This window comes from Ochrobactrum sp. C6C9 (assembly GCF_022627935.1).
GTDB classification, from domain to species: Bacteria; Pseudomonadota; Alphaproteobacteria; order Rhizobiales; family Rhizobiaceae; genus Brucella; species Brucella teleogrylli.
The window spans coordinates 50,424-73,816 of sequence record NZ_JABXGB010000027.1 but is presented as its reverse complement, the minus strand read 5'-3'; the positions used below and the strand labels follow the sequence as shown (position 1 = coordinate 73,816).

The window sequence follows — 23,393 nt, the reverse complement described above, 5'->3', positions numbered from 1 at the left end:
GGGCGGGAACGACGGCCGAGCTGGAAGAGGAACGCCGCCTGCTTTATGTCGGCATGACACGGGCCCGCGACAATCTTGCTCTCATTACACCGCAACGTTTTTTTACCTATGGGCAAAATGCGAAGGGCGACCGGCATGTATATGCTTCGCGAACGCGATTCATCCCCGCCACACTCCTTCATTTATTTGAGACGGCGAACTGGCCAAAAGTAGCAGCAACCGCCAGCGAAGCCAGCGCGCGCAATGTCCGCATTGATGTCGGCGCACGGATGCGAAGCATGTGGAAGTGATGTTCCGCGTTCCATACGCGCGCGAATGGACAAACACTTTGTATGAAACCATTCCTGTCTCATGCAACCCAGCTAGCTTCTGACAATCTGGTCCATTGGTCTTTTAGGTCGGATCGCGTCGATTCCATTCTTTCATCGGCGACCCAAGAGAAGGGTCGCCCGATCGGTTAGGTTTCTATCGTAGTCTGAGGCGTAATGCGGTCCATCCTTTAACAGTTGGAGGATGTTGTCAGACATGGGCCGCTTTTCCGACGCTTCGCGCAAGCCAGGTCTGAAACCGTGGTGCTACACCACAAAGCTCGCCAAACGCCTCTGCTCCAAGTTTTTGCTCGATGCTCGAAAGGTCCTCCTCCGCCGGATCTTTTTTGACCGTTGGCCCCATGTTGATGAACGCGGATTGACGAGGAGTCGAGCAACTGAAGATCGCCGTCGTAAGCTTCTGATATCGCGTTGAGAATGCGCGCCCAGTGCCCGGCATCACGCCATCTGTTGAATGCGTCTACACAGGTTATAGCGGACCGCAGCGGGCTGGAATTTCTGCCCAGCTTGCTATCGCGACGTTTTATCGCCGGTGGGCCAGCGCCTGATTGGGCTGACGCAGGCTCGGATCGAACGGGCTGATCTTGTGGGAAATGATCGCCGCTTCCCGGCGCAGCAGTTCAACGACAGTTTGCAGCCGCTGTTCGGTCAGGCGTGAGGCCAGCGTGCCGACGCTGAAGGCCGCCACGGCTTCGCCGCTATGGTCGAGAATGGGCACGCCGACACCAGCCATGCCGTCGATCATATTAAAGTTGAAGGTTGCAGCGCCTGTCTTTCGCACGTCATCAATCAAAATACGCAGATCAACTTCGTCGATGGTGGACTTATCCAGAATGCGGGGCATGTTGAAACGGATGATCGCTTCCCGCTCCTCTTCCGGCAGGAAAGCGAGAATGGCGAGACTGCCCTGACCGATACCAAGCGGAACCTTGCCGCCAATATCGCCGGTATAGGAGCGGATCGGAAACGGCCCTTCGACACGATCAAGACACACAGCATCGAAATTGCTGCGCACCAGCAGGAAAACCGTATCGTTGAACGTGGTCGACAGCCGTAGAAGCGCCGGGCGCGCAATATTGAGTATCCCGTCGCGTTGCCGGGCCTGCGCTGCCATGGCGAAAAACTCCAGCGACAGGCGATAGGCCTTCTTGTCGGCGATCTGCTCGACAAGGTTTTCGGCAATCAATGTCTTCAGCAGACGATGGGTGGATGGCTGGCTCAATTCGAGATCACGGGCCAGATCGATCAGCCGCACGCCGTCCTCGGCGCTGGCGGCCAGACCTTTCAAAATATGGATTGCCTTCACCAGACTTGAGTTGAGAGCGGCGCCAGATTTCGAATTCTCTGATATATCATCCATAAAACTGCTTCCAAATTCTGTATTTTAAAAGATGTATATAATTTCTTCCGGATTTGAAAATTATAATTTGTAATCGCAGAATTTTTTCTGCCATCTGAAAGCGTCGCCAAATGGGAAGGTCCGGCGAGGCACCGAAAAGTGCTGCAAACGGATCGGCGGTTTTGCTTCAGGCGTTGTTCAGGGAACGATGCGGCCGCGAAAGCGGCTGGCCACTAAAGTGTTGCTGCGCAACCGAGCATGAATGACCGCCCCGCCAGCCAGCCCTGTAAAGAGGCGACGTGAGATAACATCACGGCGCTTCCGCTCCCCCGCACATTTCTGCGGAAGTCAGGCCGAGAGGGAGACGCAATGAGCTTTTTGACCCTTTCTGGAATTTCCCGCCACTACGGCAAGTTCGCGGCTGTCGATAAATTCAATCTGACGATTGAAAAGGGGGAGTTCATTTCGCTGCTCGGCCCTTCCGGGTGCGGCAAGACCACCACCTTGCAGATGATCGCCGGACTGGTGCCCCCGACCGCCGGTTCGATCACGCTTGATGGTCGCGATATTACCCGTCTGGCCCCGGCCAAGCGCGAACTTGGTGTCGTCTTCCAGAGCTATGCGCTGTTTCCGCATATGACGGTGGCACAGAATGTCAGTTTCGGCCTTGAAATGCGCAATGTGGCCAAGGCCGAGCGCGAAAAGCGTGTGCGCGAGGTGCTGGAACTTGTGCATCTTGGCGCTCTGGCGGATCGCTATCCGCGTGAGATGTCGGGCGGTCAGCGCCAGCGTGTTGCGATTGCCCGCGCGCTGGTCATCAATCCGCCAGTGCTGCTTTTGGACGAGCCGCTCTCCAATCTCGATGCGCAGCTGCGCGAGGAAATGCAGTTCGAACTGCGCCGCATTCAGCGCACCGTCGGCATCACCACCATCATGGTGACCCACGATCAGGCCGAAGCGCTGTCGATCAGCGACCGAATCGTCGTCATGGAAAAGGGTCTCATCACGCAGGTCGATGCGCCGTACAAGCTCTACGAGCATCCGCACAACCATTTCATTTCCAATTTTGTCGGCAAGTCCAACTTCCTCAAGGCGCGCGCCGAAGGCGAGATGATCGCGCTTGCGGGCACGGCGATCCGCTTCCCGGCAGGTGAAACCAAGCTTTCCGGCGATGTCTCAGTGTTTATCCGCCCGGAAAAAGTGCAGTTGGTGAATGACGGCGAGGGTCATATCGCCGGTGAGGTCGCAACGCGCTATTTTATGGGTAGCCAGTGGTTGCTCGGGGTCAATACGGCAGCAGGCCCACTTTCGGTGGCACTGCCCAATCTCGGTAATCCGCCGCCAGCCGAAGGCACGCAGGTCGGCCTCAACTGGAACCATGAAGACTGCCGTATCCTCACCGCAGGGGTGAACTGAGCATGGCTTCGGTGACTTCCCAGGATATTTCCGCAGCCCCGAAGGAACCGCGCAATCTGATGCCGCTTTTCCTGGCCGGGCCGTCGACGCTACTTTTCTTCGCGCTGGTGCTTTTGCCGCTGGGGCTAACGATCCTGCTGTCGTTCAATAGCTACAGCTATGACAAGGGCATCGAGAACGTCTATTCGCTCGCCAATTACGTGCAGGTTCTCAAAGACCCCTATTACCTGTCGATCTTCTGGCGGACGCTCAAGCTGGCGCTCATAACAACCGTCATCACGGTGCTGATTGGCGTGCCGGAAGCCTATATTCTTTCGAATATGCGCAAGCCGTGGCGCTCGATCTTTCTGCTGGTGATCATCGGACCGCTTCTGGTTTCGGTCGTGGTGCGCACCTTCGGCTGGAGCATGCTTCTCGGACGCAATGGTCTGGTGAACAGCCTGCTGCAACTGGTCGGCCTGCCGACGACACAGATCCTTTATAGCGAGACCGCCATTGTGATCGGTCTGGTGCATATCATGCTGCCCTTCATGGTGATCCCGGTCTGGACCGTGCTGCAAAAGCTCGATCCGTCGGTGGAAGCGGCCGCGCTTACGCTTGGCGCATCGCGCCTGACAGCATTGCGCCGCGTGGTATTTCCGCAGGCAGTGCTGGGCATTCTTTCGGGCAGCCTCATCGTCTTCGCCCTGTCGGCAAGTTCGTTTGCCATTCCGGGCCTGCTTGGCGGACGCCGTCTCAAGATGGCGGCAACCGATGTCTATGACGAATTCCTGATCGAGTTGAACTGGCCGCTGGGTGCAGCCATCGCCATCATCGTTCTGGTGGCCAATCTCATCATCATGATCGCCTATAATCGCCTGCTCGAAGGGCAGGCCAAGAAGAAACTGGGGTAAGCACCATGGTCAAGAACGGTCCTTTTGCCCTTTTCTTCCACACGCTGGTCGTCATCTTCATGCTGGCGCCGATGCTGGTGGTGTGTCTGGTGGCTTTCACCCCGGAAAACACGCTGACCATGCCGTGGAACGGCCTTTCGCTTCGCTGGTTCAAGGCTGTGTTCGAGCATAACGACTTTATGACGTCGTTCTATAACAGCGTGAAGCTCGCCTTCTTCTCGGCCACGATCTCCACATTGCTGGCGGTGCCGTCCGGGCTTGCCATTGCGCAATATAATTTCCGTGGCCGCGATGCGCTCAATGCGCTGTTTCTGTCGCCGCTGATCATTCCGCATCTGGTGCTGGGCGTCGCATTCCTGCGCCTGTTCTCCCTGATGGGCTTCACGGGTTCATTCGTCTGGCTGGTTGCCGCGCATTCCATCGTGATCACGCCTTATGCGCTGCGCCTCATTCTCGCTTCGCTCGGCAGCATGGACCGCAATGCGGAAAATGCCGCGCGGACGTTGGGTGCCGGAGAATGGACAGTGTTCCGCCGCATCACCTTGCCGCTTTTGCTGCCGGGTCTGTCGGGCGGCTGGCTGCTTGCCTTCATCAACTCCTTTGATGAGCTGACCATGTCGATCTTCGTCACGTCGCCTTCGACGGTCACGCTGCCGGTCCGCATGTATATGTATGCAAGCGAATCCATCGATCCGATGATGGCTGCGGTCTCCGCCTTGATGATCCTCGTCGCGACCGTCACCATGATCATCATTGACCGCATGTTCGGCCTCGACCGTCTTCTGGTAGGCAAGGGCTGATCCGATCATGACGATCCCGGTTTCACCTTCGGCGGCCCAGTTCCGCAGACGGTATCGGCTGGCCGAACAGCCGCTCAGCTTCTCGCTTGACGGCGTGCCTTGCGAGGGACGCCGTGGCGACACCGTGTTGACCGCCATTCTGTCGGTGCAGGGAAAGCTGCGTCATACCGAATTCACCGGCGAACCGCGCGCAGGCTTCTGCCTGATCGGCGCTTGTCAGGATTGCCATGTCATGACGGCGGAAGGGCGGCGGCTACGCGCCTGCACAACACTACTGGAAGAAGGCATGGCGTTTGTGACGGAGCCTTCGACATGAGCGCTGTTGCGTCCCCTCTTTTGGCACCCGTCATTGTCGGCGCAGGGCCTGCGGGCATTCGCGCCGCCGAAACTCTCGTCCAGGCTGGTCTTCGGCCTGTCGTGCTGGACGAAGGCATGCGCTCCGGCGGGCAGATTTATCGCCGCCCGCCGATTGATGACGGGCGCAGTTATCGCAGCCGTTATGGTTCCGAGGCTCCCAAGGCCGAAGCGCTGCACACGACATTCGACACGTTGCGCGGTTCTATCGATTATCACCCGGAAACGCTGGTCTGGAATATTTCGCGCAACGATGGCGATCATCTCGATCTCCTGACGGATGGCGTGCATGGTCAGCTGCCCTATAGCCATCTCATTCTTGCAACCGGCGCAACGGATCGTGTGCTTCCCTTCAAGGGCTGGACGAAGCCCGGCGTCTATACGCTTGGCGCATCGCAAACTGCGCTCAAGGCGCAAGGCTGCACCGTTGGCGAACGCGTCGTGTTCATGGGTTCCGGCCCACTGCTTTATTTGGTGGCTTGGCAATATCACCATGCAGGCGCCAAGGTGGCGGCTGTTCTGGATACGGCGCGTTTTGCTGCCAAGTTTCATCTCGCGCATCTGGCGCTGTACGCGCCCCGCATTGTGGCGCTTGGGGCCTATTACGGCCTGCGCCTGAAACTGGCGGGCGTTCCGATCCACTATGATGTTCGGCCCGATTGCGTGCTGGGCGACGACCATGTCGAAGGTTTGCGTTATCGCACGGGCAAGAGCGAACACGAAGTGGCCTGCGATGCGCTGGCCTATGGTTTTGCGCTCCGCCCGGAAACGCAGCTTGCAGATCTTGCCGGTTGCGATTTCCGCTTCGAGGACCGCGACCGCGCCTGGTTGCCGATGACGGACAAGCTTGGCCGCACCAGCCGCATCGGCGTCTATGTCGCCGGTGATGGTGCTGGTATCGCCGGTGCCGATGCTGCCGAAATTCGCGGTCAGCTGGCCGCTATCGCGCTTCTTCGCGATCTTGGATTGCCATTCGATAACGGGACCGAACAGCGTCTCATTCGCAAACGCGATGGCATTTATCGCGAACGCCTGATTGTCGAAAAGGCATTTCCGTTTCCGCTCGACTGGTTTCAGACGGTGGCAGGCGATGTCACGCTTTGCCGTTGCGAAGAGATCAGCCTTGCCGAAGCGCGGGATGTGATCGGCGCAGGCAACACACAGGAAATCAATCGCCTCAAGGCCTTGAGCCGGGTTGGCATGGGGCGCTGTCAGGGCCGTATGTGTTCGGCAGCCGCAGCGGAACTTCTGGCTTCCATGCGCGACAAGTCACCCGCTGATGGCGGACGCATCCGCGCCCAGGCACCGGTCAAGCCGATCCCGCTCGGTTTTGGCGCTGCGGCCAGAGAGGACGTTGCGTCATGAGCCGGCGTCTTCAGGCCGATGCGGTCGTTATTGGCGGCGGCATTGTCGGCGGTTCCGCAGCGCTTTTCATGCGTCAGGCTGGTCTGTCGGTTATCCTGCTCGACAAGGGCTTTTGCGGTGCGCAGGCAAGCGGCGTCAACTATGGCGGTGTACGCAGGCAGGGCCGTGCGCTCGAGCAAATCGCCCTATCGCAGCGCGCGCATGAAATATGGGCGCGGCTGCCGGAGCTGATTGGCATCGACGGTGAATATATCCGCAGCGGCCATTTGAAACTGGCGCGCACCGAGGAACATTTCGCAAGTCTGGAAGCCTATGCGGCGACTGTTCGACCATTAGGCCTTGCGGTGGAACTGATCGGCGGCAATGCGGTCAAGGACCGGTTTCCATGGCTCCCTGGCAATGTGGCCGGCGCTTCGCTTTGCGCCGATGATGGTCACGCCAATCCGCGTCTTGTGTCGCCTGCTTTTGCACGCGCTGCCAAGGCGGCAGGCGCGACGGTGCTGGAAAATACGCCAGTGCATGACGTGCAGGCGACCGGCGACGGCTTTGCCATTCTGGCGGGAACCGATCTTGCGGGTGAACGGATCGAAATCCGGTCGCGTCTGCTCTTCAACTGCGCCGGTGCATGGTCTGACCGTTTTGCGGCTTCGTTCGGTGAGCCTGTTCCGTTGAAGCGCGTTTATCCATCCATGGTCGTGACCGAGCCGATGCCGCTTCGATTGCCGATGAGCCTTGGCGAAGAAGGCGGCGGCTTTTATGGCCGTCAGGTGACACGTGGAAATTATGTGATGGGCGGCGGGCGCGGCACAGCGCTTGAGAACCCCGATTTTTCGCGTCCGTCGGTCAATGCAGCGTCATCGGTGATGTTGCGCGCCATTGAGCTCTTTCCACACCTGAAAAATGCCCAGGTTATCCGCTTCTGGTCTGGCACCGAGGCCGAAATGCCGGATGGAAATCCGGTGATCGGGCCAAGCAGCCGGATCAAAAATCTCTATCACGCCTTCGGTTTCTGCGGCGCCGGTTTTCAAACCGGGCCGGGGGTCGGAGCCGTGCTGGCCGATTTCGCCGTGAACGGAGAAACGAAAACGCCGATCGGCGCTTTCGCCATCGACCGTTTTGCGCCCGAAAACAATTCAACCTCAAACCACAAAGGGGAGTAGCATGAACACCAACCGGATTACGAAAACCGTTGCAGCCGCGCTTGGCCTGTCGGTCGCTTTCGCTTCCGCCGCATCGGCAGAAACGAAGACGCTCTATATCGGCATGAACGGCGGCAACATGGAAAAGGCTTATACCGAGCACGTCCTGCCGGAATTCGAAAAAGCCAATGACGTGAAAGTCGTGGTCGTGCCGGGCACGTCGGCAGACATTCTCGCCAAGGCCACCGCCCAGAAAGACAATCCGCAGATGCATGTCATGCTGCTCGATGATGGCGTGATGGTTCGCGCCATCAATGGCGGCCTGTGCCAGAAAATCTCCGACGATCCGGTTCTGGGCGATATCCAGCCCGCCGCCCGCATAAAGGATGATATGGCTATCGGCGTTGATATGGGCATGACCGGCATTGCCTATAACAAGAAGCTCTTCGACGAAAAGGGTTGGGCTGCACCGACCTCGTGGATGGACTTCGCTGACGAAAAATACGCCAATGCCGTCGTGTTCCAGTCGGCTTCGGCTTCGACATTCGGACTACACGCATTCCTGATGTTCAACCGCATTCAGGGCGGCGACGATAAGCACCTCGAGCCGGGCTTCGAGAAGTTCCCCGACATGATCGGCAAAAATGTTCTGGAATATATCCCGTCTTCGGCCAAGATTTCGGAAATGGTCCAGACCGGCGAAGCCGCACTCTTCCCGTTGACGCCAACTGGCGTGAACAACCTGAAGGACAAGGGCATTCCCGTTGAATATGCACAGCCGAAGGAAGGTTCGGTCGTTCTCGCCGTGACCGAATGCGTGCTGGCAGGCAACGGCGAGCCGGAACTGAGCCAGAAGCTGGCGCATTATCTGCTGTCAGCGGATGCGCAGAGCAAGGCGCTCGACCATGGCAATGTCATTCCGTCGAACGAGAAGGCCAAGGCCGGTACGCCGGAAGCACAGGCCAAGCTCGATGCGTTCCGCGGTTATATGCAAACCGCGAACACGCTTGATTGGGATGCTGTCAATGAAGGCCGCCAGCAGCTCAACAGCCGCTGGAATCGCACCATTGAGAAGTAAGCTCTTGTCGAAGGCCCGTTCCGGTAAACGGAACGGGCTTGGCTCCGTAACGTTAACTTCGTCGTAAAGCTCTGCCGTGGATAACAGGGTCTGCACTGGCGACCAGTACATCGTCCCGCCGCTGGCGATCCTGGTCACGGCGGGCGCCTGATTTCCAATCTTTTCCTATTCGGATACCGGTGATCTTCGCACCGCAGCGTCGAGCACACTGAGCCCTCATGCATTGCTCATTCAGCAGTGCCAACGATTCTTTCCCACTAACCGAACTTAAAGCAGCATAGGTACACGGGGTAAATTGGTTGGCACCATTCTGATTTAGAGCAAGAGTCATTAACAAGCTCGACCAGTTCCTTGTAAAGGACTTAGCTCCAATTCCAGATTGCCAGTCAAAATTCTTGGTAGTGGTCCCCCTCCATCGGCGAAAAGGCTGGTACGCTTTGAAAGGGTATGAACCGCTGCCCCCTGCCATTGGTAGATGCGCTGATTGCCAGTCAGAGTTTCGCGTATCTCGCTCCTGCCCGGATCGCGTTCCAATAAAGAAGCGCTGAGTTACATACAGATTCCAGTTGAATGCACATAAATATGCGCATATAATAATCAACCAGAGGAGCATGTGTTATGCCACGACCGGAGTCTGCCCGGACATTCAAACGCGCGACCAATCTTTCAATCGATAATGAGCTTCTTTCTGAAGCGCGCCAACATAAAATAAATATTTCGCGTGCAGCCGAGATTGGAATTGCGCAGGCGATAGCTGCTGCCAAGTCAGCACTTTGGAAAGACGATAATCGTCCAGCGATACAAAGTTCTAATGCTTACGTCGAAGCAAACGGCTTACCTCTTGAACGTTATCGTCAATTCTAATGGCGAGATATGACGTTTACTCCAATCCGAGTGGCGGCTATGTGCTCGATGTACAGGCTGATCTACTGGATGAGCTGAAAACACGTATCGTCATCCCTCTAATTATTAAAGCGCTGGCCCCCATCCCGGCGAAGCGGCTCAATCCGAGCTTCGAAATTGAAGGCGAGGAACATGTTTTGGTTACACAGTTTATGTCGGCAATTCCGGTGTCGGTATTAAAGGAACGAGTCACAAACCTTTCTGCTTCACATGACGATATCGTATCCGCGCTCGATATGGCATTTCACGGGTTTTGAACTCTACGGTTCAGTTATTCAACTGAGTGACAACATTGATAACCAGTCAGGAAATTTCCCGCTTGGCACCGGCGAACTGCTTTCGTTCATAGTGACGACTCACAAGTGCCGCACCCAATCTAATCATAATAGTGCCGCAAGTCTCACCACAACACCCAAAACTAAACTGGAGCCAAAAGCGGGGCTTTGGCAGTCGGTTGTACAAATTGGGGCAGAAAGGTCACAAAAAGATAGATCAATCCTGGGATTGAGAACCTCAACAATAGTGCTATCTCGAAACGTCTTTGATTGCGGGTTGCCGCAATGATCGTTCGTCTTGTTCTACTCAAAGAAGATGACCAGCCCAAGCCAGCCGAGATAAGCAGAGCCGATAGGTCTTATGATCGCATAAACGATCGAATCATGTTCTGACAGCGAGGCAAGGCTCTTCGTAGCCGCGGCGGCCTTCAGCAACAACGCAAGAACTGGTTATCCAGTTCAATATATAGTCAAGCTCGCGCAGGGGTTAATGCGCTAGTTAGCTTTGGGTGCCGTAAATACGGGAAGCGGGTAGGTTTGCCCCAAAACAACCCCAGCTTCTCGCAAAATCTGCTCTGGCGCCGCAAATGGCTTGTGGATCCAGCGATCCGGGATTGCGGCGATCTCTGGAACCCATTTGCGTACGTAGACGCCATACATGTCAAATTTGTCGCCCTGCAAAACCGGATTGAACACACGGAAGTAAGGTGCCGCATCCATACCACAGCCAGCGACCCACTGCCAACTCCCCGGGTTGCTGGCTATATCCGCGTCCACCAACGTATCCCAGAACCATTTCTCGCCCTCACGCCAGTCGATCTGCATATTCTTGCTTAAAACCGATGCCACCAGCATTCTTACACGGTTGTGCATCCAGCCTGTCGCCCAGAGCTGACGCATACCAGCGTCAATCAGTGGGATACCGGTCTTGCCTGTCTTCCAGGCATCAATCGCCTCCGGATTGTTGAGCCAGCGGATATCAGCCAATGTGTCGCGCATGTCGTTTTCGGCAATATCAGGACGATAATAGAGCTGATGATAATGGAAATCGCGCCAGATCAGCTCAGAAAGAAATTTTTCACCGCCAGCGTGAGTGCTTTGATCATGATGCATGAGTGACAGTGTAGCATGCCATGCTTGTCGTGGACTGATTTCGCCAAAACGGAGATGGGGCGATAGTTTTGATGTACCTTCAACGTCCGGACGATCACGATCTCCGGCATAATCGCGAATAGTTGTATCAAAGAAATGATAAAGTTGGTCAATGGCAGCCGTTTCGCCGATCTTCCAAAGACCGCTCATCTTTCTGGACCAGACAGCCTCTTTGTAGTTTTTCTGCTTGGGCTTGTGTTTGACGGTCGTCGTCTCGACTCTTCGGTCTGGCGAGGGTAGTGGTCTGCTCACACCATGCTGGCGCAGTGATTTGGCATATGGTGTAAAAACTTGATAAGATCCGCCGTTGCCTGATTTGATCTCCCAGGGTTCCACCAGCAGATTGCCTGCAAAAGACTCCACGCGCAGTCCTTTGTCCTTAAAGCTGGATTTGATGATTGCATCGACTTCTCGCTCTTGAGGAGCATAACGACGGTTCCAGAAAACGGTATCAAAGCTGTTTTCCTCAATTAATTGTTCGATGATATTGAGCGCTTCGCCGTCGGCAACAATCAACTCTATATTTCGTTCATTGAGACTTTTTGCCAGCAAGTCCAGGCTCTGTTCCAGCCACCAACGGACGGCAGCGCCCGGGACACGCAATTGCGGATTGGACTCATGCACAAAAAGGACCGTGATCGCGCCACCCAGCTTGAATGCGGCATGAAGGGCAGGATTGTCAGCAAGGCGCAGATCGTTGCGCAACCATACAAGCGCTTTGGCATTCATTCATTGATCCTTCATTAAACGGTTGCAGGACATGTTTTCAGACGCAAAAATCTCACCATATTCATGACGAACGCTGTAATCTTCCCGGGGTTTTTCGGGGACCAGGGAAAAACGCGTTGACCTGGCCTTGCAGAGCACGGAATTTTTCACCCCGCGATTTCAGCATATGTTCTTCAAGCGCAGGGATGCCGGAGACATGCACCAGCAGCCAATACATCTGGATCGGAGCAAGAAGCGACAGGCAACTCCATGGCGATCCGGTAATTGCCATCAACGGCCACGCGCACCAGAACAGCCATTCAAAGAAATAGTTGGGATGTCTGGAATAAGCCCAAAGACCGGTTTCGCAAATTTCTGTTTTGGCTTCTGGAGTCATGCGAAACTGCGCAAGCTGCGCATCAGACAGCGCTTCACCAATCAACGCTATGGCGATGATTGCAACCCCGACCATATCCCAGACATATGGAAAACCGGGGCGACCAACCACAGCGAGATAGACAGCCAGAACCAAAATGAAGGCTGCGAGAGCCTGTATCTGCAAAAACCAATATAAGCGAACGGAAGCGTTTTCGCCCCATTCTTTTAGCAGCTTTGCATAACGCGGGTCTTCGCCATGGCGCATGCTACGCTTGGCGATATGAAAGCCAAGACGCAGCGACCACACCAGAATGAGGATCATTATAGCTAAGCGCCGTTGCCATGTCGCATCTGCAAGAATAATGGCTATGACTGAGCCCACCCCCACTGAAAACGACCAGATAGCGTCGATCCAGCCGCTTTTGCCGGTCTTTCGTTCAAGCGCCCAGGCAAATGCCATGATGGCAGACAGGCTGATGGCAACAACTAAGAGCAGACCGGGTTGCATGGCGGACCTTTATTGGGAGTTCGCTTTTCCTCATGCAATACGTTCTGTTTGTCTGCTTGGTTTCTTAAGCGGCTCAAAAAAATAAAAAAGTTTCGTCGCGGATTGAACCAAACTTCTTCTCAAAACGTAAAACGACGAAAATGTAGCACATACGCAGCTCAACGCGCGGTGAAGAGAGGGACTATGGATATCACGAACCGTCCGGGTAGCTCCAAACGTCTCAGCGTCGCGATCATCGGCAGCGGGATTTCTGGATTATCTGCTGCATGGCTACTGTCGCAACGGCATGATGTGACTTTGTTTGAATCATCGGACCGTATTGGCGGTCATAGCAACACCGTCGAATTTGAGAGCAGTCATGGTCCTGTGGCCGTCGATACCGGGTTCATTGTCTATAATGAAGTGACCTATCCCAATCTGACTGCCCTGTTTCGCGCGCTTGACGTTCCAACAGCCGCGTCGAACATGTCGTTTGCTGTTTCAATCGGAAATGGCGCTTACGAATATTCCGGCGGTACCGGCCTAGGCCTCTTTGCCCAGTTCTCCAATCTGGTCAGTCCACGCTTCTGGTCGATGATCCGCGATCTCTTACGATTTTATCGCAATGCGCCCAAAGACCTGAGGTTCATGGGCGATGTTTCGCTTGATAATTATCTTGCACGCAATGGTTATGGCCGGGCTTTTCGTGAAGATCATCTTTATCCGATGGCGGCAGCGATCTGGTCTACCCCTGCCATGGAAGTGGGGCAATATCCGGCTGCAAGCTTCGTCCGCTTCTGTTGCAATCACGGCCTTCTAGCTCTTCGTGACAGGCCAATCTGGCGTACGGTAACTGGCGGTAGTCGGGAATATGTAAGGCGGATCACAAAGCCCTATGCAGACCGGATCAGGCTCTCAACGCCGATCAAATCCGTGCAACGCGCCGAACATTCCGTCGAGTTGATCGACGGAAACGGTATTTCCCATGTGTTCGACGATGTTGTGATTGCCACACATGCCGATGAGGCTTTGCGGATGTTGGCCGATCCGGGCGCGGATGAAAGCCGCATTCTCGGCGCGTTTCAATATTCACGAAATGAAGCGGTGCTGCACAACGATATTTCGCTGATGCCCAAACGCCGTGCGACGTGGTCGAGCTGGAATTACCTAACCAATGCAGCAACTGGCCAGGCGCAGCCATCCATCACTTACTGGATGAACCGTCTGCAACCGCTGGGCCAAGCGCCCGAGACTTTTGTGACGCTCAATCCTTGTCGTGCACCACGCGAGGAACTGGTGATCCGTCGCGTTATCTATGAACACCCGATTTTCGACATGGCAACAGATCGTGCGCAGAAAGAAATCTGGTCCTTGCAGGGGCAGCGCAGGACATGGTTTTGCGGCGCGCATTTCGGCTCCGGCTTTCATGAGGACGGCCTTCAGGCAGGTCTTGCCGTGGCAGAAGATCTGGGCGGCCTGCGCCGTCCATGGCAGGTCGAGCACGAAAGCGGGCGCATCGTTCGCCAGAGTTTCCCTATTTGGGAAAGGGCGCTGGCATGACCGAGAACTTCCAGTCCGCACTGTTTCCCGGCCATGTGACCCATGCGCGTTTACGACCGAAGGTTCATAAGCTGGCCTATAAAATCTACTCGCTCCTGCTCGACCTTGATGAGCTGGAAGCGCTTGATTGCAAACTGAAGCTGTTTTCGCTCGACCGTTTCAATCTGTTTTCTTTCTACAGGAAAGACAGAGGCGACGGATCCGCCCAGCCGCTACGCAAGCAAGTGGAACGCGCCATGGAGGCAGCCGGAATAGTACCTGATGGTGGTGCGATCCGCCTGCTCACAATGCCGCGTATTGCGGGCTGGGCTTTTAACCCGCTCAGTGTTTTCTTCTGCTATAATTGTGGCGGTGAGCTTGTGGCGGTCCTCTGGGAGGTTGATAACACTTTCCGCCAGCGCCACGGCTATATGATCCCGGTCCAGAACTGCGATAACGGACGCATCGTACAAAGCTGCGACAAGGCTTTTTACGTCTCGCCCTTCATGGATATGAAGCTGCGATATGAGTTTGAAGTCACGCCTCCCGCAGACCAGCTTTCCATCCGCATCAACAGTTTTGATGATGAAGGCCTGCTTTTGACGGCCCGCCATCTGGCGCGCCGGGTTGAGCTAAGCGACGCCACCTTGTTGCGTGCGTTTTTTTCGATTCCGTTTCTCACCTTGAAAGTGATTGGCGGCATTCACTGGGAAGCGCTGAAAATATGGTTGAAGGGCATCGGTTTACGCAAACGACCCGCAGCGCCTGAGATTTCCATTACATCTGTTCGTAACGAGACCGCCCAGCAGAGGAACAAGGCCGCATGAGCCAGCTCGACGAATATCATCAACTATCGGCATCAACCCGGACTGAACGACCGGCTTTCAGCCCCTCGGCTATCGTGTTGAAACGCCTGCTGAAGCAGGTTCAGCATGGGCGATTGGTGCTTTCGCTGCCCGACGGTGAGGTCATTGCCGTTAACGGTCGATTGCCCGGACCGGAAGCCAAAATTGCAATTGTTAAATGGAACAGCCTGCGTCGCCTGCTGACGGGCGGGGATATCGGCTTTGCCCAAGCCTATATCGAAGGCGAATGGACATCGCCCCATCTCACATCGGTCATCCGTTTTGCGGCGCGCAATCGCGATACGCTTATATCCACATTACGCGGATCTGGTTGGACGCGAGCGCTGAACCGTATCGGCCATCTGCTCAATGCAAACACGCGTCGCGGCAGCCGGCGCAACATCGAAGCCCACTACGATCTCGGCAATGATTTCTATGCCCGGTGGCTCGACCACTCGATGCTTTATTCATCAGCGATCTGGACTGAGACGACCCATAGCCTTGAAAGTGCCCAGGAGCAGAAGTTGCAGTATATTTCTGAAAAACTGGCGCTTGAGGGCGGCGAAAGAATTCTGGAGATCGGTTGTGGCTGGGGTGCCTTAGCTGGCTATCTCGCAAACTGTCGTAATGCCCATGTGACAGGAATAACCCTGTCGCCGTCGCAGCTCACCTGGGCAAAAGCCGCAGTTGAAAACGTCGGGCTCAGCGAAGCCGTTGACCTTCGCTTGCAAGATTACCGCGATATTCAGGGCCAGTTCGACCGCATTGTATCAATCGAAATGTTTGAAGCCGTTGGCGAAGCCTATTGGCCTGAATATTTCGCAACCCTGAAGCGTTGTCTCAAGCCCGGCGGTCGAGCCGTCCTGCAAGTCATTTCGATAGAAGAAACACGCTACGAAAACTATCGTCGCAAGGCCGATTTCATCCAGAAATTCATCTTTCCGGGAGGCTTTCTGCCGTCGGATAAAGTGCTTGAACGCGACCTTGCAAAGGCCGGTCTGGTTTTAAAGGAGACCGAGCATTTCGGCCGTTCCTATGCGCTTACGCTTGCCGAATGGCGTCAGCGCTTTATCGCCAACTGGCCTGAAATCGAGAAGCTTGGATTTGACGATAAATTCCGGCGACTTTGGGAATACTACCTTTGCTATTGCGAAGGTGGGTTCGAGGAAGGTGCAATCAATGTTGGGCTCTACACGATTGAACACGCTTAGACTCCACACCTACTAATGAAGGAAGCGTCGATGAAATGGATACTGACGGTCGGCATGATGATGGTATTGTTTCCCTTCTCGGCGCAGCCGGCTGAGATCAACGGTAACTGGGCGCGCGGAGATGGCAACGCGCGGGTGAGAGTTGCGGGATGCGGCAAGGATATCTGCGCGACCAACACCTGGATCAAGCCCGGAACACCAAAAGAGAAAACCGGCGACCGGCTGGTGATGAGCATCAACGAAACTGCGGACGGGCAATATTCAGGTACGGCTTTCGATCCGCAACGCAACCTGACCTACAAGATCAGCGTGAAAGTTGACGGCGACACTATGACGACCAATGGCTGCGTTCTGGCTGGCCTCCTGTGTCGCAATGTGGGCTGGACCCGCATCAAGTAAGAGAGCGAGCTATCGATGAAAGATTATCTCATAGCCTATGTGGTCACAGCGGTTGCATTTCTGGCAATCGACTCCTTTTGGTTGTCCAATATGGCGAACGTGTTTTACCGCCCTGTCATGGGTGACATGCTTGCGCCGGGTTTTCGTCTCGCACCAGCTGTCGTTTTCTATGTGATTTTCGTGTTTGGACTGGTTTTCTTCGCGGTCAAGCCCGGACTTCTGGCCGGTAGTGGTACAGTCACACTCGTTCACGGGGCGCTTCTCGGATTTGTCGCTTATGCGACTTATGATCTGACCAATCAGGCCACTTTGAAAAACTGGTCATGGACCCTGACAATCGCAGACATGGTCTGGGGCACTGTCCTGTCTACCGCGTCAGCCTATGTTGGCTATTGGGTTACGTCGCGGATCAGCGGCTAGATTGGAGTAAGAATATGCAAAAATGGGGTCTTCTGGCCGCCTTCGTCCTGGTCATCATTGTTGTAGGAATGGCAATCGGTATGGGTTTTCCGCCGGGCGAATGGTATGCAGCGCTTCAAAAACCTTGGTTTACCCCGCCTAACGCTGCCTTTGGCCCCATCTGGACGATACTTTATATCTTCATTGCCACTGCAGGCTGGCGCACATGGATAAACGATCGTGGTTGGCGGCGGCGCGGACCGTGGTTTGGTCAGATGGTATTGAACTTCGTCTGGACGCCTATTTTCTTCGGCGCTCACATGACCGTGCTGGGGCTTGTCGTAATCATCGGCGTCTGGCTTTGTGTGCTTTTGTTTATCATTCGCGCATGGCAACCGGATCGCATCTCGGCACTGCTATTCGTGCCTTACCTCATATGGCTATCGCTGGCGACAGCCTTGAACACGGCAATTGTCGTGTTGAACTAATCAAATACGCGGCAATCATGCCGCCTTTTCTTTAGATGCCAATCAATGGCTGCACAAGCCGCATAAGCCAACTCTGGAACTTTAGCGGTGCGTCGGTCACCGCAAGACAGATGCAGTCGCCATCCGACGAGGCAATCGGCTGATGCACGAGATCAGCGTCCGCTTCCTCAATGTCACCGCGCGCAAAGAGCCCGGTTCCATCATGGAAACTGCCGCTCAACACCAATGTCAGTTCGCGACCGCCATGCCCATGTTCTGGCACCGGCTTTCCTGCGGGAATTCGCAAAAGTCGAACCTGCGTTTCGCTGTCTCGAGTTTCAATTGGCACCTGATAGGCACCCCGGCCAAGAGATTTCCATTTCAGGTCCGGCAAATCGCCATCGACGTAGGATCGCAGTGGTTCCGGTATCACGGCAGGCTGCTTTATCTCGAAGCGCGGTGCAGAAGGTTCCCTTGATTGCGGTGTCTTCTGCAACCTGTCTTTGAAACTATCCCATGTGGATGCTTCGAGTTTCTGCGGCTCAACCGCGTCAAGAAGCTGACCGCCAATCTGTTCAAACTGCTTGAACCTTGAACGGCAGGCCGGGCAGAGCGCAAGATGCGTGGCGACTGCGATGCTCCAACCCTCGGCCAACGTGCCCGCAGCATAGCCTGAAAGGAGTTCGTCGCTCAAATGATGCTTGATATCCATCAATGCGCTCCCGAATTATCGAGCGCTGCGCGCAATTTGTTGAATGCCAGCCGCAGGCGGGATTTAACCGTACCAAGCGGGAGGTTCAGCTTCTTTGCGATGGCGCTATGCGTGCGTTCCTCGAAATAAGCGAGTTCAAGCAAGGCGGATTGCTCCTTCGGCAAGTCGGCCATTGCAGCGCGCAACTGGCTGGCGGATTGCCGCTCGGCAATCCTCAGGTCAGCGGGCTGTTCCTCATCGGGCACAAAGGCCGGATCGGTTGGGTCGAACTCCGGGCGCCGGGCGCGTCGCACTGCATCGATGCGTTGGTTTCGTGCAATGGTGAAAATCCAGGTGGACAAGGCTCCTTTGGCAACATCGAACTGATCTGCCTTGTTCCAGACCGCAATCATAGTCTCTTGCATTAATTCTTCCGCTGTTTGCGTATCAGCAGACAGTTTGGCCATATAAGCCTTCACCCGGGGTGCGAAATGCTTGAAAATCACCTCGAAAGCGTCCACATCGCGTCGGGAACTGACCGCCAGCATCAATTCCTCCATTGAGGGCTGGTCTTCAGGTGCGGTCTGTCCATTCATCCGTATTAAACCCCATCCGCTCAGAAGTAGCGAAGCCAGAACCTGTAAATTATGCTGAGCTTCCATGTGCCACTGTTGCGAGAGGAATGAAACTTTTGTGTTCATCAGCATTATACGCAAACAGATTTAATCTGGATCACACCAGATTTCAAATGTAGGGCGTCATCGCAAGCAGCACTCTCGAACTCTGACTTTTTAGCAATAAATCATGCATTAGCTAAGTGAATTCATAACAGCTGAACAAGCTCTTATTTTACTCGCGATCTTATGGCTCACCAAATGCTTTCTCGTAATTGATCTCAAACGTACGAAAGCTGTAAATCGCCGCCTCGATGCACCGCTTTTCATCCTGTTTGTCGAGCGGTACGGATTCCAGCAAAGAAACGGTCTTCTTCCATCCAGCTAAATTTCCGACCTGTTTTGCTAAATGACGCGCACCATACTCGTCGCCAAGACCAAGCAATCGAGTCTTTTGGATGAGAAATGTCGCCCCCAATGCGGAACCTTCGAGCACGTATAGCGTGCCAATCGCGGCAGGCAAATCAACACGCGTTCCAACGGGGAACTTCAATTCCGGTCTCTTCAGTTCTTCCCCGTCGGACAGGTCCGCGTAATCCTGTTGAAGGTCAGATTGAATTTTATGTTTATCCCAATCTGAGAATATTCTTTTCAGTTCACTTTCATCCAGCAATGTTTCCAGAATCAATCTGCTGTGCCAGGTGGCCTTTAGATATTTCCTGTAGGCATTCAATGAATCGAACATGCCATATAACGAACCAAGTCTGTCAATTCGGTCGTGGTGGGGCGCGGTAGCGGCTTTCAAATCCCAACGGCGTTGCGGGACAGTGTGTTGGGTCATTAGAAAAAATTTCCATCGTTCGTTAGGCTCGTGAAGACTACGTAATATCGTTTTGCCGACATTGCCAGATAGGCTTTCTAGATGGTGAGCAGTTCAAGCAGTGAACGAGGAAAACGTCATGAATAAATTCCGTGCATTACGGCGTCGTAATGCTCCTCGATTTCCTGCGTACATCTGCAGGATTTGCGCTTCAAAGCGCTTTTATCATTTATGATGAACAATCCGCGTCTGGTGGCAATAATGCCCTCGTTACGCAATTGACCAATAATGCGCGTTACAAAAGTCCTGCCAACTCCCAGCATTTCTGACAACTGATCGTGCGTCATCTCAAATTGATCTGTGCCGGTTCGTTCTGCTGCTGCTAGCAGCCATTTGGCAGTTCGCTGGGTTATGGTATGGGTCGCGTTACACGCAGCCGTTTGAAATACCTGAGCCATCAGGCAATCAGAATAGCGGGAAAACCAGTGCCGAAGCGAAATGGAATCCAGCTTCAACTGTTCGAGTGCGGCCGTTTTGATCCTGACAAAACTTCCCGAGTTACGAACGATGGCAGTGGCATAGGCGGGCAGACTTCCGTTCGACACAATCCCCCCCACAGCCCCTTCCCTTCCTATCAGCGCGATTTCGACGGCGCTATTGTCTTCATCGACCCAGCGCTGAAAACTCGCGAGCGCTGCCCCGCACGGAAACCATGTGTGAACAACGTCATCTCCCGCCTTCTGCAAAACAGCCTCCGCTTCAAGTTCGTAGAAGACCGTATGCGGCAGCAGCTTTTGTCGGTCCTCCTCATTGAGCATCATCAGAAGCAAATTGCCCGACATCTCGTGGGTCGATGTTAAATTCATACAGTCGAGTTCCTCTTTTCGCGACCGTTGTGTCCAATAGTGGACGGACGATCCTTTCGGTCTATGTTACTTTTAGACGTACTTAACGTAACCCATTGAAAAGACGTGTTTGTTTGTGTGCTCCATCATTAATAATACAATCTCAATGGATGTTTTCGTTTGTCAGCGGTCACAACGTCTTGCCGTTTTCAGCTCTCAGATAATTTAGCAATCCTGGAAAAGGTGCGCTCACGAACGGTTAAGTCCGGGAAAGTTCTGCCGCAATGGATGTGTCCGAACCTGTCAATCTCACTAATTGTGACCGCGAACCAATCCACATTCCAGGTTCGATCCAACCGCACGGCGCAATGCTGGTTATGGATCAGTCTGGCCAAAATCTCCTTTTTGCTTCTGCCAATATTCCATGCATAACGGGCTATAGAGGGGATTTGATCCCTGGCATCGCCATTTCTTTGATTGTTGGCGAGAAAAATGCCCATGATTTCCGTAATGCAGCCGCAAAAGCGAGAGAGCCGGGCTTGTCATCTGTCGTACTTGGCCTGCGCTTTCCAGGCAAATCCCTGCTCTTTGACGCTGTGATCCATACACACAAGGGAAGAACATTCGTCGAAATAGAGCCCTGCGCGGATCGTGGGCAAAGTGCCCGTCAGGCGCTTGATCTCACACGCAGCGTCATTCATCGCATTGGTCGCGAGGAAACGGTAGACAAAGCTGCAGCAACGGGCGTGCGCCTTGTAAGAGCAATGCTGGGTTACGACCGCGTGATGGTTTATCGATTTCTCCATAATGGAGCCGGTCGCGTCATCGCAGAGGCAAAGTCTCCCATGCTTTGCAGCTTTATGGGACAACATTTTCCGGCGTCGGATATACCGGTTCAAGCCCGGCGTCTTTATCTTATCAATACAATAAGGATGATTTCCGACACGTCCTATCAGCCGATCGCACTTTGTCCCTCACTGGCGGCAGACGAACCCGCTGTCGACATGTCCTTTGCACAGTTGCGTAGTGTTTCCCCGATCCATTGCCAGTACCTGCAGAATATGGGTGTCTCCGCTTCGTTGTCGATTTCGATTGTCGTTGATGGAGCATTATGGGGCCTGATATCTTGTCATCACGACAGCCCTAAAGTCACCCCTCTTCCCCTACGCATAGGCGCTGAACTGTTCGGGCAGTATTTTTCGTTACATATTGCCGATTGTGAAAGACGCAAAACATTGCAACTCACCGCGGACGCACGAGAAAAGCTCGACGCGATCGTATCCCAATTAAGCATCAGTGACGAAATTCGCGAGAGTCTGGGGGCACAACTCAGCCGGTTTTCCGAATTGGTTGGCGGCAACGGAGCTGCATTATGGATGAATGGGCAATGGCTTCAAAGTGGCGACGTACTCAACGAACATCAAACTCGCCAAGTGCTCGAAACCGCAAGCCGTCAATCACGACGCGAGCTTTGGGCAAGTCAGGAAATCAGGGCCCACTTGGCCGATTATGCCGGAAGCGTTGCAGGCCTGCTGGCAATACCACTTTCGATGGCGTTCAATGATTATCTTGTTTTGTTCCGCAACGAAGAGGCGCACGCTATCGAGTGGGCGGGCGAGCCGGTGAAAACCACCGTTGAAACGCCTTTCGGCCCCAGATTAACGCCGAGAGGCAGCTTTGATACCTGGCGGGAAGAAGTTCGCGGGCGTTCAACGCCCTGGACAGCAACAGACCTTTCGGTAGCTCAGTCGATTGGCACCTATTTGCGTGACGTTATACTCCGGCAAAATGAGTTGTCTGAACAGGAAAGAGCGAAAACCGAACAGCGACGCCAGGTGTTAAACGCCGAACTCAATCATCGTGTGAAAAATATTCTTTCTCTGGTGAAGTCAATCGCGCTTCAGACGGGAGCTAACGCGACAAATGTTGCTGATTACGCTCAAACGCTTGAAGGACGATTACGTGCGCTCGCATCGGCACACGACCTGTCTTTGGACGGCAAAAACGGCGGTTCGCTAGCAGATTTGCTCAAAACCGAGGTCAACCTTTATGGTGATGCCCCTGGTCGCATAACTCTGGAAGGTCCACCGGTTCATCTCGATCAACGCGCATTCAGCGTTATCGCCATGGTCTTTCACGAGATGATAACAAATGCGGCGAAGTATGGCGCGCTTTCAATTCCACAAGGACGCCTGACTATCAGGTGGAAACAGCAAGCCTCCGGCGACTGCGAGATTTTCTGGAGCGAGACCGAAGGGCCATCCGTTACTTGGCCCTCACAGACCGGATTCGGTAGCAAGCTAATTCGAAATTCTTTTGAGTACGACCTCCGCGGAAAAGCCAAGATCGAATACCACCGGGATGGACTTCGGGCACAGTTTTCTGTTCCATCCTTATATGTGACGAAATTGACCGATGAGTTAATTACGCCAGATCTTCAAAAAGGAGTTGTTGAGAAAGTTCATATGAACGGAATGAAGATTTTGGTTGTCGAAGACCAGAGCCTGATCGCTCTTGATATGGAAAACACGTTGCGGAGATTTGGTGCGGAAGATATTAATCTTGCCTCTAACGCTCCAGAGGCATTTGAGATTATTGAAAGATCGAAACCCAATCTAGTGATCCTTGATTTTAATCTGGGGGACCGTACTTCGGAGAATATCGCCGAATTACTTCTCAGACTGAAGATTCCTTTTCTGTTCACCACAGGTTATAGCGACAGGGTGCTCATTCCCGAAAAGCTTTGTGACATAACCATCGTGCGCAAGCCCGTTAGCGATGCTGCTATTGCAGCAGCCATCAACTCCGTTCTCGGATAGTGTATTTCCCTATTTCGCGAAGCCGAAAGAGTTGGAAGACGTTTATGGCTGGCTGCCAATCGCTCCATTATGTTGAGAAGAGACCCGCCAGGCAACTTCTCTGCGCAACGGCGCTCCGTTCCGCGCAT

Annotated in this window: 24 protein-coding genes; 17 read left to right on the top strand and 7 right to left on the bottom strand. The window is 54.2% G+C overall.

Annotated elements, in window-relative coordinates:
• A partial coding sequence (locus tag HWD97_RS19460) for a 3'-5' exonuclease (RefSeq protein WP_371835466.1) occupies positions 1-290 on the top strand: 290 nt, incomplete at its 5' end.
• 562 nt (positions 291-852) lie between these two features.
• Here the strand turns inward: HWD97_RS19460 and HWD97_RS19455 are convergent.
• Complete coding sequence (locus HWD97_RS19455; protein ID WP_371835465.1) at positions 853-1,689, bottom strand: IclR family transcriptional regulator; 837 nt, start codon at positions 1,687-1,689, stop codon at positions 853-855.
• A gap of 348 nt (positions 1,690-2,037) precedes the next feature.
• Between HWD97_RS19455 and HWD97_RS19450 the strand changes: the two genes are divergently transcribed.
• The 9 genes from HWD97_RS19450 (at position 2,038) to HWD97_RS19410 (ending at position 9,873) form a co-directional block, all read left to right on the top strand.
• Positions 2,038-3,084 (top strand): ABC transporter ATP-binding protein, encoded by a 1,047-nt coding sequence (locus HWD97_RS19450; protein WP_078338212.1) that lies wholly within the window; start codon positions 2,038-2,040, stop codon positions 3,082-3,084.
• A gap of 2 nt (positions 3,085-3,086) precedes the next feature.
• Positions 3,087-3,977 (top strand): ABC transporter permease, encoded by an 891-nt coding sequence (locus tag HWD97_RS19445; RefSeq protein WP_371835464.1) that lies wholly within the window; start codon positions 3,087-3,089, stop codon positions 3,975-3,977.
• Between the two features lie 5 nt (positions 3,978-3,982).
• Positions 3,983-4,777, top strand: a complete 795-nt coding sequence (locus HWD97_RS19440) for an ABC transporter permease (protein ID WP_078338214.1) — start codon at positions 3,983-3,985, stop codon at positions 4,775-4,777.
• A gap of 7 nt (positions 4,778-4,784) precedes the next feature.
• Positions 4,785-5,093: a (2Fe-2S)-binding protein gene (locus HWD97_RS19435; protein WP_121539653.1), complete on the top strand. Its 309-nt coding sequence runs from the start codon at positions 4,785-4,787 to the stop codon at positions 5,091-5,093.
• Complete coding sequence (locus HWD97_RS19430) at positions 5,090-6,496, top strand: FAD-dependent oxidoreductase (RefSeq protein WP_371835463.1); 1,407 nt, start codon at positions 5,090-5,092, stop codon at positions 6,494-6,496. Before HWD97_RS19435 ends, HWD97_RS19430 begins: the two co-directional genes overlap by 4 nt.
• On the top strand, positions 6,493-7,656 hold the full coding sequence (locus HWD97_RS19425) for an NAD(P)/FAD-dependent oxidoreductase (protein ID WP_371835462.1): 1,164 nt from the start codon (positions 6,493-6,495) through the stop codon (positions 7,654-7,656). Before HWD97_RS19430 ends, HWD97_RS19425 begins: the two co-directional genes overlap by 4 nt.
• 1 nt (position 7,657) lies before the next feature.
• On the top strand, positions 7,658-8,713 hold the full coding sequence (locus HWD97_RS19420) for an ABC transporter substrate-binding protein (RefSeq protein ID WP_121539656.1): 1,056 nt from the start codon (positions 7,658-7,660) through the stop codon (positions 8,711-8,713).
• Positions 8,714-9,331: 618 nt separating this feature from the next.
• Positions 9,332-9,577: a type II toxin-antitoxin system CcdA family antitoxin gene (locus HWD97_RS19415; RefSeq protein WP_371835461.1), complete on the top strand. Its 246-nt coding sequence runs from the start codon at positions 9,332-9,334 to the stop codon at positions 9,575-9,577.
• Positions 9,577-9,873 (top strand): CcdB family protein, encoded by a 297-nt coding sequence (locus tag HWD97_RS19410; RefSeq protein WP_171318171.1) that lies wholly within the window; start codon positions 9,577-9,579, stop codon positions 9,871-9,873. The genes HWD97_RS19415 and HWD97_RS19410 overlap by 1 nt, the downstream gene beginning before the upstream one ends.
• Positions 9,874-10,386: 513 nt before the next feature.
• Here the strand turns inward: HWD97_RS19410 and HWD97_RS19405 are convergent.
• Positions 10,387-11,772 (bottom strand): deoxyribodipyrimidine photo-lyase, encoded by a 1,386-nt coding sequence (locus HWD97_RS19405; RefSeq protein WP_371835460.1) that lies wholly within the window; start codon positions 11,770-11,772, stop codon positions 10,387-10,389.
• A 61-nt stretch (positions 11,773-11,833) separates the two neighbouring features.
• On the bottom strand, positions 11,834-12,637 hold the full coding sequence (locus HWD97_RS19400; protein WP_371835459.1) for a DUF1295 domain-containing protein: 804 nt from the start codon (positions 12,635-12,637) through the stop codon (positions 11,834-11,836).
• A gap of 183 nt (positions 12,638-12,820) precedes the next feature.
• Here HWD97_RS19400 and HWD97_RS19395 point away from each other — a divergent pair, with 183 nt between their 5' ends.
• Genes HWD97_RS19395 through HWD97_RS19370 form a run of 6 tightly spaced genes read left to right on the top strand, consistent with a single transcriptional unit; the run spans position 12,821 to position 17,497 of the window.
• A complete protein-coding gene (locus HWD97_RS19395) occupies positions 12,821-14,176 on the top strand; it encodes an NAD(P)/FAD-dependent oxidoreductase (RefSeq protein ID WP_109365789.1) in 1,356 nt (451 codons plus the stop codon).
• Positions 14,173-14,982: a DUF1365 domain-containing protein gene (locus HWD97_RS19390; RefSeq protein ID WP_109365788.1), complete on the top strand. Its 810-nt coding sequence runs from the start codon at positions 14,173-14,175 to the stop codon at positions 14,980-14,982. Before HWD97_RS19395 ends, HWD97_RS19390 begins: the two co-directional genes overlap by 4 nt.
• Positions 14,979-16,211 (top strand): cyclopropane-fatty-acyl-phospholipid synthase family protein, encoded by a 1,233-nt coding sequence (locus HWD97_RS19385; RefSeq protein WP_109365787.1) that lies wholly within the window; start codon positions 14,979-14,981, stop codon positions 16,209-16,211. Before HWD97_RS19390 ends, HWD97_RS19385 begins: the two co-directional genes overlap by 4 nt.
• A 30-nt stretch (positions 16,212-16,241) precedes the next feature.
• A complete protein-coding gene (locus tag HWD97_RS19380) occupies positions 16,242-16,610 on the top strand; it encodes a DUF2147 domain-containing protein (protein WP_109365786.1) in 369 nt (122 codons plus the stop codon).
• 15 nt (positions 16,611-16,625) lie between these two features.
• Entirely contained in the window at positions 16,626-17,030 is a 405-nt protein-coding gene (locus HWD97_RS19375; protein ID WP_109365785.1) for a DUF2177 family protein, read from the top strand.
• Between the two features lie 14 nt (positions 17,031-17,044).
• Complete coding sequence (locus tag HWD97_RS19370; RefSeq protein WP_109365784.1) at positions 17,045-17,497, top strand: TspO/MBR family protein; 453 nt, start codon at positions 17,045-17,047, stop codon at positions 17,495-17,497.
• Between the two features lie 31 nt (positions 17,498-17,528).
• On the opposite strand, the gene HWD97_RS19365 is transcribed toward HWD97_RS19370, so the two are convergent.
• The 4 genes from HWD97_RS19365 to HWD97_RS19350 all read right to left on the bottom strand — a co-directional run bounded on the left by HWD97_RS19365 (position 17,529) and on the right by HWD97_RS19350 (position 20,467).
• The gene (locus HWD97_RS19365; protein ID WP_109365783.1) at positions 17,529-18,188 is read right to left on the bottom strand and encodes a ChrR family anti-sigma-E factor; all 660 of its coding nucleotides are present in this window, start codon (positions 18,186-18,188) and stop codon (positions 17,529-17,531) included.
• Entirely contained in the window at positions 18,188-18,727 is a 540-nt protein-coding gene (locus tag HWD97_RS19360) for a sigma-70 family RNA polymerase sigma factor (RefSeq protein WP_109365782.1), read from the bottom strand. The genes HWD97_RS19365 and HWD97_RS19360 overlap by 1 nt, the downstream gene beginning before the upstream one ends.
• Positions 18,728-19,028: 301 nt before the next feature.
• Positions 19,029-19,622, bottom strand: coding sequence for a biliverdin-producing heme oxygenase (locus HWD97_RS19355; RefSeq protein ID WP_109365781.1), 594 nt, complete (start codon positions 19,620-19,622; stop codon positions 19,029-19,031).
• Between the two features lie 116 nt (positions 19,623-19,738).
• Positions 19,739-20,467 (bottom strand): Crp/Fnr family transcriptional regulator, encoded by a 729-nt coding sequence (locus tag HWD97_RS19350; protein ID WP_109365780.1) that lies wholly within the window; start codon positions 20,465-20,467, stop codon positions 19,739-19,741.
• Between the two features lie 263 nt (positions 20,468-20,730).
• On the opposite strand from HWD97_RS19350, the gene HWD97_RS19345 reads away from it, so the two are divergent.
• Positions 20,731-23,265 carry an HWE histidine kinase domain-containing protein gene (locus tag HWD97_RS19345; protein ID WP_109365779.1) on the top strand — a complete coding sequence of 845 codons (2,535 nt, stop codon included), beginning with the start codon at positions 20,731-20,733 and terminating at the stop codon, positions 23,263-23,265.
• Positions 23,266-23,393 lie beyond the last annotated feature (128 nt).